The sequence below is a fragment of the Pantoea sp. paga genome, assembly GCF_007558755.1.
Taxonomy (GTDB): domain Bacteria; phylum Pseudomonadota; class Gammaproteobacteria; order Enterobacterales; family Enterobacteriaceae; genus Pantoea; species Pantoea agglomerans.
Genome location: NZ_VLTF01000004.1, coordinates 363976 through 377412, shown reverse-complemented (window position 1 = coordinate 377412; position 13437 = coordinate 363976). Strand labels below are relative to the sequence as shown.

Genomic DNA, 13437 nt, shown 5'->3' with positions numbered 1-13437 from the left:
TCAGCTAAGGCAGAGATAAGCCTGGCGTGGCAATCAGAGCTGCGCGCCCCAGGCTTCAACCCACGGCGAGGTTACCGCCTCCGGTTCCGGATTTTCAGTGGCATCAACCAGTAACACCTCGCCGACCCGCTGAGCGCCCTGCTCCTGCAGCAGCACGTCAAAGGTTTTACCCGCGCCACAGAAATGGTCATAGCTGCTGTCACCCAGCGCAATCACGCCATAGCGCAGCGCGGGCTGATGACCGAGCTGATCTTTAATCGCATGGAACAGACCTGAAATCGTGTCGGGAAAATCGCCATGCCCGGTAGTAGAAGTGACGATTAACGCCACGTCGCTGGCATAGTTTTGCCAGTCAGCCAGCGTCGGATCGTCAAACACCGTTACGCTGTGCCCCTGCTGCTGCAGAATGGGCTCTGCTTCTTCCGCGACCAGCAGCGCATTGCCATATACCGTACCTACAAAAATGCCAATTTTAGCCATCTGCTTTCTCCGTTATTCTGAAACGTTATCCTGTCCTGGCGGTGCGTCAAACTCAACCCGCGGCACCTCAGGAATGCGATCCTGCCAGCCAAACTGGTTCATCAGGTTCTGCCAGACGCCATCCAGTCCGGCGCGAAGCAACAACGGTTCACCGGTCACCGGATGAGTTAATGCCAGGCTGCTGGCGTGCAGCATCAGGCGGTTAGCGCCAAAATGTTCGGCAGCACCCCGGTTCTGACGCAGATCGCCGTGCGCCGAATCGCCAATAATCGGATGACGCAGGTGTGACATATGACGACGCAACTGATGCTTGCGACCGGTTTTAGGGGCCAGTTCAACCAGGCTATAACGCGAAGTGGGATAACGGCCAATGCCGATCGGCATCTCGACCGTTGCCAGTGACTGATAATCGGTGACCGCGGGCTGTGCGGTGCGCGCTTCCGTGGCGTGTTTATCGGCAATTTTATCCAGCTCTTCCACCAGCGGATAATCGAGCGTCCCGCTGCTCTCCAGCCAGCCGCGAACCACAGCGTGGTAGGTTTTCTGCATCTGGTGCTGTTCAAACTGCAGGGAAAGCAGACGTCCGACTTCACTGGAGAGCCCCATCAGCAGTACCCCTGACGTGGGCTTGTCGAGACGATGTGCCGTAAACACATGCTGCCCAATCTGATCACGAACGGTCTGCATCACAAACACCGTTTCATGGCGATCCAGCCAGCTGCGATGAACCAGCCAGCCGCTGGGCTTGTTGACGGCAACCAGCCACTCATCCTGATAGAGTATCTCCAGCATCAGTGGGCAGCATCCGTGATTAACGCATCAAGTTGACGCAGGGTCAGCAACAGCGTTGCAATACCCGGCTGGTCAGGCACCAGAGCCACCTCATAATAGGGGGCCACGGCAAAATTTTGTGGTAACGGATGTCGGGCCGCAATCAGGGCATGCATCCGCGGGACTAACACCCACTGGAGCCACTGCAGCGGCTCCAGCGTATCCAGGCAAAAGGGTTCACGGCTCTCGAGCGCCCCCTCGGCCGGCGGGGTACTCTGCCAGAGATGGTGCTCACGCATCACCGCTTCCAGTTGTTCCAGCCGTTGCGTAATTAGTTGTTCAGGCGTCATGCGCCACCTCCGTGAGCAGTCAAAAATGGGCGGCAAGCATATCACTAGTTGGCACAGGCACAAAAAAAGGGAGCACTGTATAAACAGTGCTCCCGGTTCGTTTGCAGCCATCCCGCCACGTTAATGCTCCCTGCTCTTCCATGACAACTTGTCCAGTGCGAACTCCTGTCGCGCATCGTCCTGATGTATCCTTAGCATCCTGGCCCACCACCTCTTCTGAGGGGGTTCTCATTCTCCATCCTGGAGGTGTCCCTTGCTCAATCCTGAGCTATCCTGTTTCGTCCTGAAACCTTCCGTGTGCCGTAAGCTCCGTTACGTTCCTGCCTCATGGCTTATCATCATCCTGACGATATCTTTTTCCTGAGCTTCCTGCAGTGCGAAACATTTTGACAGAACTCGTTACGCGCACAAGGTACTCACAGCAGAACTTTACGAAATGTGCGGCGTAAATTCAGATAAACGCCATTAAGTTGATGATTCACAATATTTTTACATCTCAGCCTTCCGGAAGGCTCACCTGTTATATAGCGATCTCTCACAGCACATGTAAGAGATGTCTCACAAGATCAGGGGCAAATCACTGCAACTCAGATGATAACCGGTTGTAATGACTTAAGAAATATCTCAAGCGTTTCCGCTAATTTCACACGCTGTTTACCACCAGGCTGCTCCAGAATCACTTCGCCGCTGAGATTAGAAAGCGAGATGATCTCCTGTTCTGACTCGGTGGTAGCGATAAACAGCGTAGGCGACTGTTTAAGGCGGCGCTGCATCACCAGATGCCCGATCAGATTCTCCTGTAGCCGCAGGAAATCATCCTCACTCCAGACCTGTAAGAGTGTCAGCTGATTCTCACCAAAACTGGCCTGCATATCCCCGGCAAACTGCGTGGTATAGAAAGCCGTGATCTGCGGCTGGAGCTGGATGTCGATTGCCCGCTCAACCGCATCCAGCGTCTGTGGCAGAGTAAAAGGCTGCGGCTGCCAGACGACCTGCTGATCGCGATCCTCCAGGGCACAGGGCGAAGGTACGCCAAAGAGATCGCTGCTGGCCGGCGCATGCCCGGCCTGCTGAAGCCAGTGCTGGCAGTATCGGGTGGAAAAGTCGCGCAACGCGGCGGCAGTTTGCTGCATCATTCATATTCTCACTTCTGATGGGTTACACTTAGCCACTTTGATTAATTTTGGTGGTAACCGCAATGACTACACACGAACAGGATCAGGCACTCAGCAACCTGACGCTGGGCAAACCCACAGCCTATCACGATCATTATGACAACAGCTTACTGCAGGCGGTGCCGCGCAGCCTGAATCGTGAACCCCTTGGTCTGTTTCCCGACAGCCTGCCCTTTACCGGCAGTGATATCTGGACCCTGTATGAACTCTCGTGGCTCAACAGCAAAGGTCTGCCACAGGTTGCCGTTGGCGAAGTGGTGCTCAATGCGCAGAGCCGCAACCTTATCGAGTCCAAAAGCTTCAAGCTCTATCTTAACAGTTTCAACCAGACCCGCTTTGCCGACTGGGGCGAGGTTCGTCAGACGCTGGAGCGGGACCTGAGTGCCTGTGCTGAAGGTGAAGCGCGGGTCGCGCTGTTCCGTCTCAATGAAGTGGAAGGTCAGCCCATCGGCCATTTTGAGGGGTGTTGTATTGATGAGCAGGATATCGCAATAGAGGATTATCGCTTCAATGCTGACTATCTGGCCGATGCTGCGGGCAGCGAAATCGTTGAAGAGACGCTGGTCAGCCACCTGCTCAAGTCAAACTGTCTGATTACCAATCAGCCCGACTGGGGCTCCGTGATGATTCGTTATAAAGGCCCGCGTATCGACCGTGAAGCGCTGCTGCGCTATCTGGTCTCATTCCGCCAGCACAACGAATTTCACGAGCAGTGTGTCGAACGCATTTTTAATGATGTGATGCGTTTCTGTCATCCGGAAGCGCTGACGGTCTATGCACGCTACACCCGTCGTGGCGGGCTGGATATCAATCCATGGCGCACCAATGTGCCCTTCTCGCCCGGTTTTTCGCGGCTGGTCCGTCAGTAGTTTGCGAGACTTCTCGCAGGCTGCGTGCACTAAGCGCAGTTCCGCTTGAGCTGTGCGGGCCGACAAGGCTACTCTGGTGATGGCGGCTACCTGCGGGTTGCCGACCAGGGATTTTCGTCACTGCCGTTGCAGTGCCAACACGCACCCAGGCGGGTGTAAAGGAGTTCATTTGATTACCCATATCAGCCCTCTTGGCTCGATGGATCTGCTTTCACAGCTGGAAGTCGATATGCTCAAGCGCACAGCCAGCAGCGACCTCTACCAGCTGTTTCGCAACTGCTCTCTTGCCGTGCTTAACTCCGGCAGCCAGACTGACAGCAGCCAGGAGCTGCTCTCCCGCTTTGAAAATTTCGACATCAATGTGCTGCGCCGTGAGCGCGGCGTCAAACTGGAGCTGATCAATCCACCGGAGGAGGCGTTTGTGGATGGCCGCATCATCCGTTCACTGCAGGCTAACCTGTTTGCGGTGCTGCGTGACATCCTGTTTGTCAGCGGTCAGCTCAACATGCCGGGTCGGTTCACTGCGGCTGAAGAAAATGACTCCGCCACTATCACCAACACCGTGTTTTCCATTCTGCGTAACGCGCGGGCGCTGCATATCGGCGAGTATCCCAACACCGTGGTCTGCTGGGGCGGTCACTCGATCAACGCCGTTGAGTACCAGTATTGCCGCAATGTCGGAACTCAGCTTGGACTGCGTGAACTGAACATCTGTACCGGCTGCGGGCCGGGCGTGATGGAAGCGCCAATGAAAGGGGCCGCCGTAGGCCATGCTCAGCAGCGCTATCGTGACAGCCGCTTTATCGGCCTGACCGAACCCTCCATCATTGCGGCTGAACCGCCGAATCCGCTGGTGAATGAGTTGATCATCATGCCGGACATCGAAAAACGTCTGGAAGCTTTTGTGCGCATCGCCCATGGCATTATCATTTTCCCGGGCGGCGTAGGGACCGCAGAAGAGTTGCTCTATCTGCTGGGCATCCTGATGAATCCGCAGAACAGCGATCAGGTATTACCGCTGATCCTGACCGGGCCGGAAGAGAGCGCCGACTACTTCCGCGTGCTGGATGATTTCATCGTTAACACGCTGGGCGAACAGGCGCGTAAGCATTATCAGATCATCATTAACGATGCAGCCGAAGTGGCGCGTCTGATGAAGAAAGCGATGCCGCAGGTAAAAGAGAATCGTCGCGAAACCGGCGATGCTTACAGCTTTAACTGGTCGATTCGCATTGAACCCGATCTGCAGGTGCCGTTCCTGCCAACCCATGAAAACATGGCGAATCTCAATCTCTACACCAATCAGCCACCCGAAAAGCTGGCTGCTGACCTGCGCCGCGCCTTCTCAGGTATCGTAGCCGGTAACGTCAAAGAGATGGGCATCCGCGAAATCCGTGAGAAGGGACGCTACAAACTGCATGGCGACCCCGACATCATGCACCGCATGGATGAGCTGCTTCAGGGATTCGTTGCACAGCAACGCATGAAACTGCCAGGCACCGCCTACATTCCCTGCTACGAAATTATCAAATAAACCAGGAGGCAGCCCCCGGGCTGCCCATACTCTCATGGCTCTTCATCTTGTTATTGTTGACGCGTTGAATCTGATTCGCCGTCTGCATGCGGTACAGGGTTCACCCTGTGTCGAAGGCTGCAAGGCTGCGCTGCGCCAGATACTGGGTCACGCCCATCCGACTCATGCGGTGGCGGTGTTTGATGGCGAAGCACGTCATCAGGGCTGGCGTCATCAGCTGCTACCCGATTACAAAAGCGGTCGCCCGCCGATGCCAGACGATTTACAGGCAGAGATGCCGGCGTTACAGGAGGCCTTTCGCGCCGCAGGCGTAAGCTGTTGGATAGCGGGCGAGGATGAAGCGGACGATTTAGCGGCGACGCTGGCGGTGAAAATGGCTCAGGCCGGACATCAGGCCACCATTGTTTCAACCGACAAAGGCTACTGTCAGCTGCTGGCACCCGAGATCCGCATCCGCGACTACTTCCAGAAACGCTGGCTTGATCTGCCTTTTATCGAGGCTGAATTTGGTGTGGCACCACAGCGGCTACCCGACTACTGGGGGTTGTGCGGCATCAGCAGCAGTAAAATTCCGGGCATCACCGGCATCGGTCCGAAAAGCGCGAAACAGCTGCTGACAGAGTTTCACACGCTTGAAGGGATCTATCAGCAACTGGATCAGGTGCCAGCCAGATGGCGGGAGAAGCTCGCTGAGGGTCAGCAGATGGCAGAGATCAGCCGTCAGGTCGCAACCCTGAAGCAGGATCTGGTATTGCAGGGCAATCTGAATACGCTGCGTTATACCGGCTGAGTGCCCCTGCACTCAGCCCGGCGATTAACTTTCGTCGCGACGACCACCGGCAGCCGCCCAGATTCGGCGCACATGTACCGTCACCTCTTCGCGGTCATGATAAAGCTGGCGGGCGCGAATCTGCACGTTAATGCCATTATCATCAAATCGTTCCTGCATCATGGCCAGATTCTGCGTCACCTCTTCATAGCGCTTTTTCATGGGCAACTTAAGGTTGAAGATCGCTTCACGGCACCAGCCGTTAACCAGCCAGTCGGTCATCAGGTTAGCCACGCGCACCGGCTTCTCCACCATGTCACACACCAGCCAGCTGATGTTGGTGCGTGGCGGACGGAATTTAAAGCCATCTGCTTTCTCGTGCATCACCTGGCCCGTATCCATCAGGCTCGGTGCCATCGGTCCGTTGTCCACCGCATACACCATCATGCTGCGCTGAACCAGCTGATAGGTCCAGCCGCCCGGACAGGCACCGAGATCCACGGCGTACATGCCGCTGGCTAAACGCTCATCCCACTCATCCGCAGGGATAAAGACGTGAAACGCCTCCTCCAGCTTAAGGGTGGAACGGCTTGGCGCATCGGAGGGGAACTTAAGGCGTGGAATACCCATGTAAAACGGCGAGCTGTTTTCCCGGATGGAGTAGCCGACGTAGCAGGTGCCCGGTGCGATGAAAAACACATGCACGACCGGACGTTTCGGGCTCTCATAATTCAACAGGATCTTGCTTTCACGCAGTGCCGAGCGCAGCGGCACGGTGAACTTACGGCAGAACTTAGTCAGCTCCTTGGCTTCGTTGGTATCTGGCACTTCAACACGCAGTTCGCCGCCCTTTTCCACTACGCCGGTCAGCATGCCGACAATCGGGGTAATACGATCTTCCTGCGGCAGGTCACGCAGCATTTCGCCGACGACCAGCATCTGACGGGCAAAAATCAGCTCGTCAAACGGCAACTCACGTGCCAGCCGCTCGGCATCTTCAAACTGATAGCACTCAAACAGCACGTAGCCGGAGTCATCTTTAACCCGTGGAAAGCCGTAGATTTCACGTTCAGCCGCTTTGGCGCTGATTTCCGCCGCACACTCTTTTTCAAAACCGGGACGACAATAGAGTAAAACTTTATTCATGGCGTTCTGCCTTTCGTTTAAGACGCAGCGCGCCAATCAACATCAATACCCAACCGGCGAGGAAACAGACCCCGCCCACGGGTGTGATAAAAACCCAAAACTTCAGATGTGACAGCGCCAGACAATAGAGGCTCCCACTAAACAGCACGGTGCCGAGCGCCATCAGCGCACTGCTCCAGTAAAACCAGATATTGGCGCGGCGTAACATCGCAGCCCCCAGCCCCATCACCGCTAAGGTGTGATAAGCCTGATATTCCAGCCCGGTATGAATCCAGGCCATTTCAGCCGCACCAAGCGACTGACTCAAAACGTGGGCACCAAATGCGCCAAAAGCCACCAGCAGAAATCCGCTGATAGCCGAAAAAACAAACATGGCACGACTGGACATTAACCGATCCTCAGAGTCCTTTTGCATCTGAATGCAAATAAATCAATATGTTATTGTTGATAGCGAAAGCGGAATTTTTCTTGTTCGGTTGCAGCTTTTTCCAGGATCCACTGTCGGAAGGCGGCTATTTTACCCAGTTCTGCCTGACTGTCATGACAAACCAGATAAAAAGCGTTTTTACTGACTAATACATCATTAAACGGGCAGATTAATCGCCCGGCTTCTATTTCGCTCTGCGCCATGACGTTATTCGCCAGCGCCACGCCCTGACCATGAATCGCCGCCTGCAACACCATGGCGCTGTGGCTGAAGATTGGCCCCTGCTGCACATTGATATGCTGCAGGCCCAGTTGCCGGATATAAGATTGCCAGTCCCGGCGGGAGGCATCATGCAGCAGAGTAAAACGCGACAGATCCATCGGCGTTTTCAGCGGATTATCCCCCGTCATCAGCGACGGTGAACAGACCGGCAGCAGATATTCGGCATAGAGTTTTTCAACCCGCAGGCCGGGCCAGTTACCCCGACCGTAAAAAATCGCCACGTCGACATCGTCGGCCAGTTTCTCTTCGTCGCGGTCAACCGCCTGGATACGCACGTCGATTCCCGGATAAGCCATATTAAAGCTGGAGAGGCGGGGAACCAGCCACTGAATGGCAAAGCTCGGAAGTAAACTGACGGTCAGTGCCCCCTTGGCGCTGCGCGCCTGCAGTTTGCGGGTCGCTTCGTTGATTGCCGAGAAAATCTCTTTGATGTCGAGATAGTAGCTTTGTCCTTCTTCGGTCAGTAATAGCGAACGATTCCTCCGGCGAAATAGCTTTAACCCCAGAAAATCTTCCAGAGATTTAATCTGATGGCTTACAGCAGCCTGGGTGACAAACAGCTCTTCTGCGGCTTTGGTAAAGCTTAAATGGCGTGCAGCTGCATCAAAAACACGCAGTGCGTTGAGAGGAGGAAGGCGTTTCGACATGGTTTTCCGTATCCGGATCGGCAAAAAATACGCTGGCTTATACAAAGCGTTTACGTATTAGAATTTTTAATCCGAGGCATTATAATTTGTCCGTTGAGGAACCTCCAGCAAATACCTATAGTTGCCGCACTTCCTGAGCCGGAACGAAAAGTTTTTAGATTTGTGAGTGAGTTCGCAGATTTTCTGAAAGCTTTTGGCTTGTGGTCGTGATGTTGTGTTTGCAATTTTTGATCCGACGATTGCGGATCGAACTCTTAATTCCTGTAGATTTACCCTGTCTGTCCATAGTGATTTTTAAATAGCACCGCAAATTGCGGTGCTTTTTTTTGCTGCTTAGTTGCCAGACTCTACCATCTCTTTGACATCAGAGCGGTTGATTTGCTGCTCGTTGCCATTCGCATCTTTATAGCTGATCATGCCGGTATCGTTATCGACTTTAGGCTTGCCGGCAGCCACAATGGTGCGACCATCATTGGTATGCATCACGTAATTGCTTGAACAGGCACTAAGGGTAAAAGCCAGGGTACACACGGCCAGTACTGCGGTTAATTTTTTCATCTGCTATCTCCTTGTAGATTGATTGCATCAAACCACCCGCGTTACGCTAACCAGAGGCAGCCGATAAGTGAGATCGACTAGTAAACGTCCGATCGTTATGCGGGTTTGGTTCAAACCTTGCAATATTCAGCATAACGCGCTTTCCCAGCTTTGCCAGACGCAGACCATTCTTTCAGTGTGGTCCTAATTTTTCTTATCATGGACCAGGCATGACCGCATTCAATCCCACCGCATTTCGCCAGCAGTTTCCCGCACTCGCCGACGCAGGCGTTTATCTCGACAGCGCAGCGACCACGCTGAAGCCGCAGGCCGTCATTGACAGCACGCAGCAGTTTTACAGCCTCAGCGCGGGTACAGTCCATCGCTGCCAGTTTGCCGCCGCCCAGGCCTTAACCCATCGCTATGAGCAGGCGCGCAACCAGGTTGCCCGCTGGCTTAACGCCGCTGACGATCGTGAGATTGTCTGGACGCGCGGCACCACCGAAGCGATAAACCTGGTGGCAAACAGCTGGCTGCGTCCGCGCTTACAGCCTGGTGATGAGATTGTGGTCAGCGAGGCAGAACACCACGCCAACCTGGTGCCCTGGCTGATGGCTGCGCAGGCGTGCGGAGCCCGCGTCGTAAAATGGCCGTTAGGCGCGGATCGCCTGCCGGATATCAGCCTGCTCCCCGCCCTGCTCAACAGCCGAACCCGCCTGTTGGCGGTCGGTCAGATGTCGAATGTCACCGGCGGGTGTCCCGCACTCGCTCAGGCGATCCCACTCGCTCACGCCACAGGCGCGAAAGTGATGGTCGATGGCGCACAGGGCGTGGTGCATTGCCCGCCTGACGTACAGGCGCTGGATATCGACTTTTACGCCTTTTCCGGCCATAAGATTTACGGCCCGATGGGCATTGGCGCGTTATATGGTAAAGCGGAACTGCTGGAGGCGATGGAGCCCTGGCAGGGCGGCGGTAAGATGATAACGGATGTCGATTTCAGCGGATTCACGCCGCAGCCGGTGCCGTGGCGTTTTGAGGCTGGCACCCCGAATGTGGCGGGCGTGGTGGGCCTGAGTGCAGCACTGAGCTGGCTGGCGCAGTACGATCTGCCCGAAGCGGAGCGCTGGAGTCAGCATCTTGCGACGCTGGCGGAAGAGCAACTGGCGGAATTACCCGGTTTCCGCAGCTTCCGCTGTTCAAATGCCAGCCTGCTGGCATTTGAATTCGCTGGCCTGCATCACAGCGATCTGGTGACGCTGCTCGCTGAGCAGGGAATCGCCCTGCGCGCTGGCCAGCACTGCGCGCAGCCGTTGCTGGCGGCGCTGGGCGTCAGCGGCACGCTGCGGGCCTCTTTTGCACCCTATAATAATCTGCAGGATGTTGATGCGCTGGTGCGCGCCATGAAGAGCGCCATCTCGCTGTTATCGGAGTTTTGATTATGCATTCATCGCTGTTAGCGCCGCACCCGTTTGGCGAACAGATTACCGTTGCCAGTCTTAAAGAGAGCTTTGGCCGCTTTCATCAGTGGGAAGATCGTTATCGTCAGCTGATCCAGCTGAGCCGCCAGTTGCCTGACTTAGCCGGGGAACTGAAAACAGCGGAAATTGAACTGAGCGGTTGTGAAAATCGGGTCTGGCTGGGCAGCCAGTTATGCGAGGATGGCACGCTGCATTTCTATGGTGACAGTGAAGGACGTATTGTGCGCGGTCTGCTGGCCGTGCTGCTGACCGCCGTTGAGGGCCAGACGCCGCAACAGCTGCTGGCAATGGATCCCTTAAAACTCTTTGATGAACTGGGCCTGCGCGCCCAGCTCAGTGCCTCCCGCAGCAGCGGCCTGCAGGCGCTGGCCGCCGCAGTGGAGCACGCCGCGCGTCAGGCGCTGACGGCGTCCTGACGGGCAGCACGCGCCAGAAACTTCTTCAGCGCATGCGAGACGGCAACAAAGCCGAAGGTGGCGGTCACCATGGTGGCCGCGCCAAAGCCGGATGTGCAATCCATTCTCTTTGGCCCCTCCGCTGTGCTGCGTGAAGCACAGACGCTGCCATCAGCCTGCGGATAGACCAGCGCTTCGGTAGAAAAGACGCAGTCGATGCCAAGCTTGCCCTTGCTGTTTTTTACCACGCCCAGGCTTTTCAGTCGTTCGCGCAGCTTCGCCGCCAGCGGATCCTGGATAGTTTTCGCCAGGTCGGCGACCTGGATCTGAGTGGGATCGATCTGCCCACCCGCGCCACCGGTGGTGATCAGCGGGATCTTATTCCGGCGACACCAGGCGATCAGCGCCGCTTTCGGTCGCACGCTGTCGATAGCGTCGATCACATAGTCGAAACCGGCTGCCATCAGTTCGGCGGTGTTTTCTGGCGTAATAAAGTCATCAATGCAGATCACTTCGCAGTCAGGATTAATCGCACGCAGCCGTTCTGCCATCACGTCCGTCTTAGCTTTGCCGACGTTGCCCTGCAGCGCATGAAGCTGTCGGTTGGTGTTGGTAATACAGACATCATCCATATCAATCAGGGTGATTTTACCAATCCCGGTGCGCACCAGCGCTTCCGCCGCCCAGGATCCGACACCGCCAATACCGATGACGCAGAAGTGTGCGTCAGCAAAACGTTGCAGCGCATCCTGGCCATAGAGACGCGCCGTGCCGCCAAAGCGCTGATGCCAGGCGTCATTTAACACTTTCATAGTTGAACCTGTTACGTCGTGCGGGCCCGAAGGCCCGCAGAGAAGAAGTTAGTTAGCGCCGAGAAGCAGTGAACCATTATTACCGTTTTGCGGGCTGGAGAACAGCGGTTGTCCGGCACCCGGCGCGGCTTTAATTACCCAGACGCGTCCGTAGTGATTATAGAAGCCCGCCAGATGCGCGGCGTCCGGGCCGATACCCTGATAGATATCAAAGTGCTGGCCTTTAATCGCGCCACCCACGTCGAGTGCCACCATCAGCCGCATCTCATATTTGCCGTTGAATTTGCCCTTCTCATTTAACTGCGGCACTTCAGCCAGCAGTACGGTGCCCGCCGGAATAATTGAGCGGTCAGACGCAACGGAGGCTTTCGCCACCAGCGGAACTGCGCTGGCACCGCGCACCGGCGTAAATGGCTCAGCCTTAAAGAAGACGAATGATGGGTTGGTTTCCAGCAGCGTACGGACCTCCTGCGGTGAGTGCTCCTGCGCCCACTGACGAATCGCCTGCATCGACATATCTTCGCGCTTCACTTCACCGCGATCGATCAGCTCTTTACCAATACTGTGATAACCCCAGCCATTTTTACCGGCGTAACCAAAGAAGGTCATCGGGCGGCCATCGCCAAAGTCGACATAACCACTGCCCTGCACATCCATCATGAAGTTATCAATCAGGGAATTGCTGTAGGCGATGATGTAGCGGTCATCGAGTCCGCCACTATAGATAGAGGCGCGGCTCGGTAATTTTTCTCCGCGTTTGCGCGGAGGCATACGGTAGATGGGATACTGGAATTCACCCTGACGGGTATAACGCGCTTCTACTACCGGCGTGTAGTAACCGGTGAACTGCACGTTACCGTAGTTATCCGTTCCCTCCATCTGCCAGGCGTTAAGCCCATACTGACGAAGCTGTCGGGTATCGGCACCCGCCATCAGCCAGCTCTCAATCGCGCTATAGGTGCCGTTCTGACGACTATACAGGGCGGATGAGGCGGACTGAATCTGACGGACCTGTTCGCCAAAGTCTCTGCCATTAACTGGTGCGCCTTTGGCATTGGGCTGATTCACCAGCGCCAGCGGTTGTTCCAGTTTGCCATCTTTATATTGCTGACCGCGATCGGTCGGTTTGGAGCTACAGGCCGCCAGCAGCGTAATTAACGCGCCAGTGAGTGCATACTTCACCCAATGTGATTTCATTATCTTCTCTTTTTATAACTGTTCGCCCCGCGACGATAGCAAAGCCCCCGACAGAATGAAATGCATCCGCTCAGACGTCACGCATATCAGTTTAATAATTAACCAGATGGTTGAATCCTTCAGCAACTGGCTGTTAATTTGGCTTTTATCTGCAAAAAGGGGTTGCATGAATTAGCGCGGAGAGTATAGTGCGCTTCCACGGACGCGGGGTGGAGCAGCCTGGTAGCTCGTCGGGCTCATAACCCGAAGGTCGTCGGTTCAAATCCGGCCCCCGCAACCAATACTTCTGCAGCAGTTTTACAGAAGTCACAATGTGAGAAGTAAAAGTAATAGAAGCAATACGGACGCGGGGTGGAGCAGCCTGGTAGCTCGTCGGGCTCATAACCCGAAGGTCGTCGGTTCAAATCCGGCCCCCGCAACCAATACTTCTGCAGTTGTTTTACAGAAGTCACAATGTGAAAAAAGTATGATACGGACGCGGGGTGGAGCAGCCTGGTAGCTCGTCGGGCTCATAACCCGAAGGTCGTCGGTTCAAATCCGGCCCCCGCAACCAATCATTTAAACA

General features: G+C 55.4%; 15 protein-coding genes and 3 tRNA genes. 8 read left to right on the top strand and 10 right to left on the bottom strand.

The window, feature by feature from the left end; all coding sequences use genetic code 11:
- Positions 1–33: 33 nt before the first annotated feature.
- The 4 genes from FOV68_RS14380 to syd all read right to left on the bottom strand — a co-directional run bounded on the left by FOV68_RS14380 (position 34) and on the right by syd (position 2737).
- The gene (locus FOV68_RS14380) at positions 34–480 is read right to left on the bottom strand and encodes a flavodoxin (RefSeq protein WP_143991103.1); all 447 of its coding nucleotides are present in this window, start codon (positions 478–480) and stop codon (positions 34–36) included.
- 12 nt (positions 481–492) lie between these two features.
- On the bottom strand, positions 493–1272 hold the full coding sequence (gene truC / locus FOV68_RS14375) for a tRNA pseudouridine(65) synthase TruC (RefSeq protein WP_143991102.1): 780 nt from the start codon (positions 1270–1272) through the stop codon (positions 493–495).
- On the bottom strand, positions 1272–1601 hold the full coding sequence (locus FOV68_RS14370) for a YqcC family protein (protein WP_031594512.1): 330 nt from the start codon (positions 1599–1601) through the stop codon (positions 1272–1274). The genes truC and FOV68_RS14370 overlap by 1 nt, the downstream gene beginning before the upstream one ends.
- Positions 1602–2188: 587 nt before the next feature.
- Positions 2189–2737, bottom strand: coding sequence for a SecY-interacting protein (syd, locus tag FOV68_RS14365; RefSeq protein ID WP_143991101.1), 549 nt, complete (start codon positions 2735–2737; stop codon positions 2189–2191).
- 62 nt (positions 2738–2799) lie between these two features.
- Between syd and queF the strand changes: the two genes are divergently transcribed.
- From queF to xni, 3 genes are all read left to right on the top strand, one after another.
- The gene (gene queF, locus FOV68_RS14360) at positions 2800–3645 is read left to right on the top strand and encodes an NADPH-dependent 7-cyano-7-deazaguanine reductase QueF (RefSeq protein WP_031594510.1); all 846 of its coding nucleotides are present in this window, start codon (positions 2800–2802) and stop codon (positions 3643–3645) included.
- Between the two features lie 169 nt (positions 3646–3814).
- Positions 3815–5179 carry a nucleotide 5'-monophosphate nucleosidase PpnN gene (gene ppnN / locus FOV68_RS14355; protein WP_010672144.1) on the top strand — a complete coding sequence of 455 codons (1365 nt, stop codon included), beginning with the start codon at positions 3815–3817 and terminating at the stop codon, positions 5177–5179.
- Positions 5180–5213: 34 nt separating this feature from the next.
- Complete coding sequence (gene xni, locus FOV68_RS14350; protein WP_143991100.1) at positions 5214–5969, top strand: flap endonuclease Xni; 756 nt, start codon at positions 5214–5216, stop codon at positions 5967–5969.
- A 24-nt stretch (positions 5970–5993) separates the two neighbouring features.
- Here xni and rlmM read toward each other — a convergent pair whose 3' ends face one another.
- From rlmM to FOV68_RS14330, 4 genes are all read right to left on the bottom strand, one after another.
- The gene (gene rlmM / locus FOV68_RS14345; protein WP_143991099.1) at positions 5994–7094 is read right to left on the bottom strand and encodes a 23S rRNA (cytidine(2498)-2'-O)-methyltransferase RlmM; all 1101 of its coding nucleotides are present in this window, start codon (positions 7092–7094) and stop codon (positions 5994–5996) included.
- Entirely contained in the window at positions 7087–7482 is a 396-nt protein-coding gene (locus tag FOV68_RS14340) for a DUF423 domain-containing protein (protein ID WP_010248611.1), read from the bottom strand. The genes rlmM and FOV68_RS14340 overlap by 8 nt, the downstream gene beginning before the upstream one ends.
- A 50-nt stretch (positions 7483–7532) precedes the next feature.
- The gene (locus FOV68_RS14335; RefSeq protein WP_003854641.1) at positions 7533–8450 is read right to left on the bottom strand and encodes a transcriptional regulator GcvA; all 918 of its coding nucleotides are present in this window, start codon (positions 8448–8450) and stop codon (positions 7533–7535) included.
- Positions 8451–8783: 333 nt separating this feature from the next.
- Positions 8784–9008 (bottom strand): YgdI/YgdR family lipoprotein, encoded by a 225-nt coding sequence (locus FOV68_RS14330; protein WP_010248613.1) that lies wholly within the window; start codon positions 9006–9008, stop codon positions 8784–8786.
- A gap of 209 nt (positions 9009–9217) precedes the next feature.
- On the opposite strand from FOV68_RS14330, the gene csdA reads away from it, so the two are divergent.
- Positions 9218–10426 (top strand): cysteine desulfurase CsdA, encoded by a 1209-nt coding sequence (csdA, locus tag FOV68_RS14325; protein WP_143991098.1) that lies wholly within the window; start codon positions 9218–9220, stop codon positions 10424–10426.
- A gap of 2 nt (positions 10427–10428) precedes the next feature.
- Positions 10429–10884, top strand: a complete 456-nt coding sequence (gene csdE, locus FOV68_RS14320) for a cysteine desulfurase sulfur acceptor subunit CsdE (protein ID WP_064703526.1) — start codon at positions 10429–10431, stop codon at positions 10882–10884.
- Here csdE and tcdA read toward each other — a convergent pair.
- Both tcdA and mltA read right to left on the bottom strand, forming a co-directional pair.
- Complete coding sequence (tcdA, locus tag FOV68_RS14315) at positions 10863–11675, bottom strand: tRNA cyclic N6-threonylcarbamoyladenosine(37) synthase TcdA (protein WP_033786744.1); 813 nt, start codon at positions 11673–11675, stop codon at positions 10863–10865. The genes csdE and tcdA overlap by 22 nt on opposite strands.
- A 48-nt stretch (positions 11676–11723) precedes the next feature.
- Positions 11724–12872, bottom strand: coding sequence for a murein transglycosylase A (gene mltA / locus FOV68_RS14310; protein WP_064703528.1), 1149 nt, complete (start codon positions 12870–12872; stop codon positions 11724–11726).
- A 203-nt stretch (positions 12873–13075) separates the two neighbouring features.
- On the opposite strand from mltA, the gene FOV68_RS14305 reads away from it, so the two are divergent.
- The 3 genes from FOV68_RS14305 to FOV68_RS14295 all read left to right on the top strand — a co-directional run bounded on the left by FOV68_RS14305 (position 13076) and on the right by FOV68_RS14295 (position 13425).
- Positions 13076–13152, top strand: a tRNA-Met gene (locus tag FOV68_RS14305).
- 65 nt (positions 13153–13217) lie between these two features.
- A tRNA-Met gene (locus FOV68_RS14300) sits at positions 13218–13294 on the top strand.
- A 54-nt stretch (positions 13295–13348) separates the two neighbouring features.
- A tRNA-Met gene (locus FOV68_RS14295) sits at positions 13349–13425 on the top strand.
- Positions 13426–13437: the final 12 nt, after the last annotated feature.

What these genes read in the sequence shown, in the direction of transcription:
- FOV68_RS14380 (WP_143991103.1), bottom strand. Translation starts at nt 480, where the DNA reads ATGGCTAAAATTGGCATTTTTGTAGGTACGGTATATGGCAATGCGCTG.
- truC (WP_143991102.1), bottom strand. Translation starts at nt 1,272, where the DNA reads ATGCTGGAGATACTCTATCAGGATGAGTGGCTGGTTGCCGTCAACAAG.
- FOV68_RS14370 (WP_031594512.1), bottom strand. Translation starts at nt 1,601, where the DNA reads ATGACGCCTGAACAACTAATTACGCAACGGCTGGAACAACTGGAAGCG.
- syd (WP_143991101.1), bottom strand. Translation starts at nt 2,737, where the DNA reads ATGATGCAGCAAACTGCCGCCGCGTTGCGCGACTTTTCCACCCGATAC.
- queF (WP_031594510.1), top strand. Translation starts at nt 2,800, where the DNA reads ATGACTACACACGAACAGGATCAGGCACTCAGCAACCTGACGCTGGGC.
- xni (WP_143991100.1), top strand. Translation starts at nt 5,214, where the DNA reads ATGGCTCTTCATCTTGTTATTGTTGACGCGTTGAATCTGATTCGCCGT.
- rlmM (WP_143991099.1), bottom strand. Translation starts at nt 7,094, where the DNA reads ATGAATAAAGTTTTACTCTATTGTCGTCCCGGTTTTGAAAAAGAGTGT.
- FOV68_RS14340 (WP_010248611.1), bottom strand. Translation starts at nt 7,482, where the DNA reads ATGTCCAGTCGTGCCATGTTTGTTTTTTCGGCTATCAGCGGATTTCTG.
- FOV68_RS14335 (WP_003854641.1), bottom strand. Translation starts at nt 8,450, where the DNA reads ATGTCGAAACGCCTTCCTCCTCTCAACGCACTGCGTGTTTTTGATGCA.
- FOV68_RS14330 (WP_010248613.1), bottom strand. Translation starts at nt 9,008, where the DNA reads ATGAAAAAATTAACCGCAGTACTGGCCGTGTGTACCCTGGCTTTTACC.
- csdA (WP_143991098.1), top strand. Translation starts at nt 9,218, where the DNA reads ATGACCGCATTCAATCCCACCGCATTTCGCCAGCAGTTTCCCGCACTC.
- csdE (WP_064703526.1), top strand. Translation starts at nt 10,429, where the DNA reads ATGCATTCATCGCTGTTAGCGCCGCACCCGTTTGGCGAACAGATTACC.
- tcdA (WP_033786744.1), bottom strand. Translation starts at nt 11,675, where the DNA reads ATGAAAGTGTTAAATGACGCCTGGCATCAGCGCTTTGGCGGCACGGCG.
- mltA (WP_064703528.1), bottom strand. Translation starts at nt 12,872, where the DNA reads ATGAAATCACATTGGGTGAAGTATGCACTCACTGGCGCGTTAATTACG.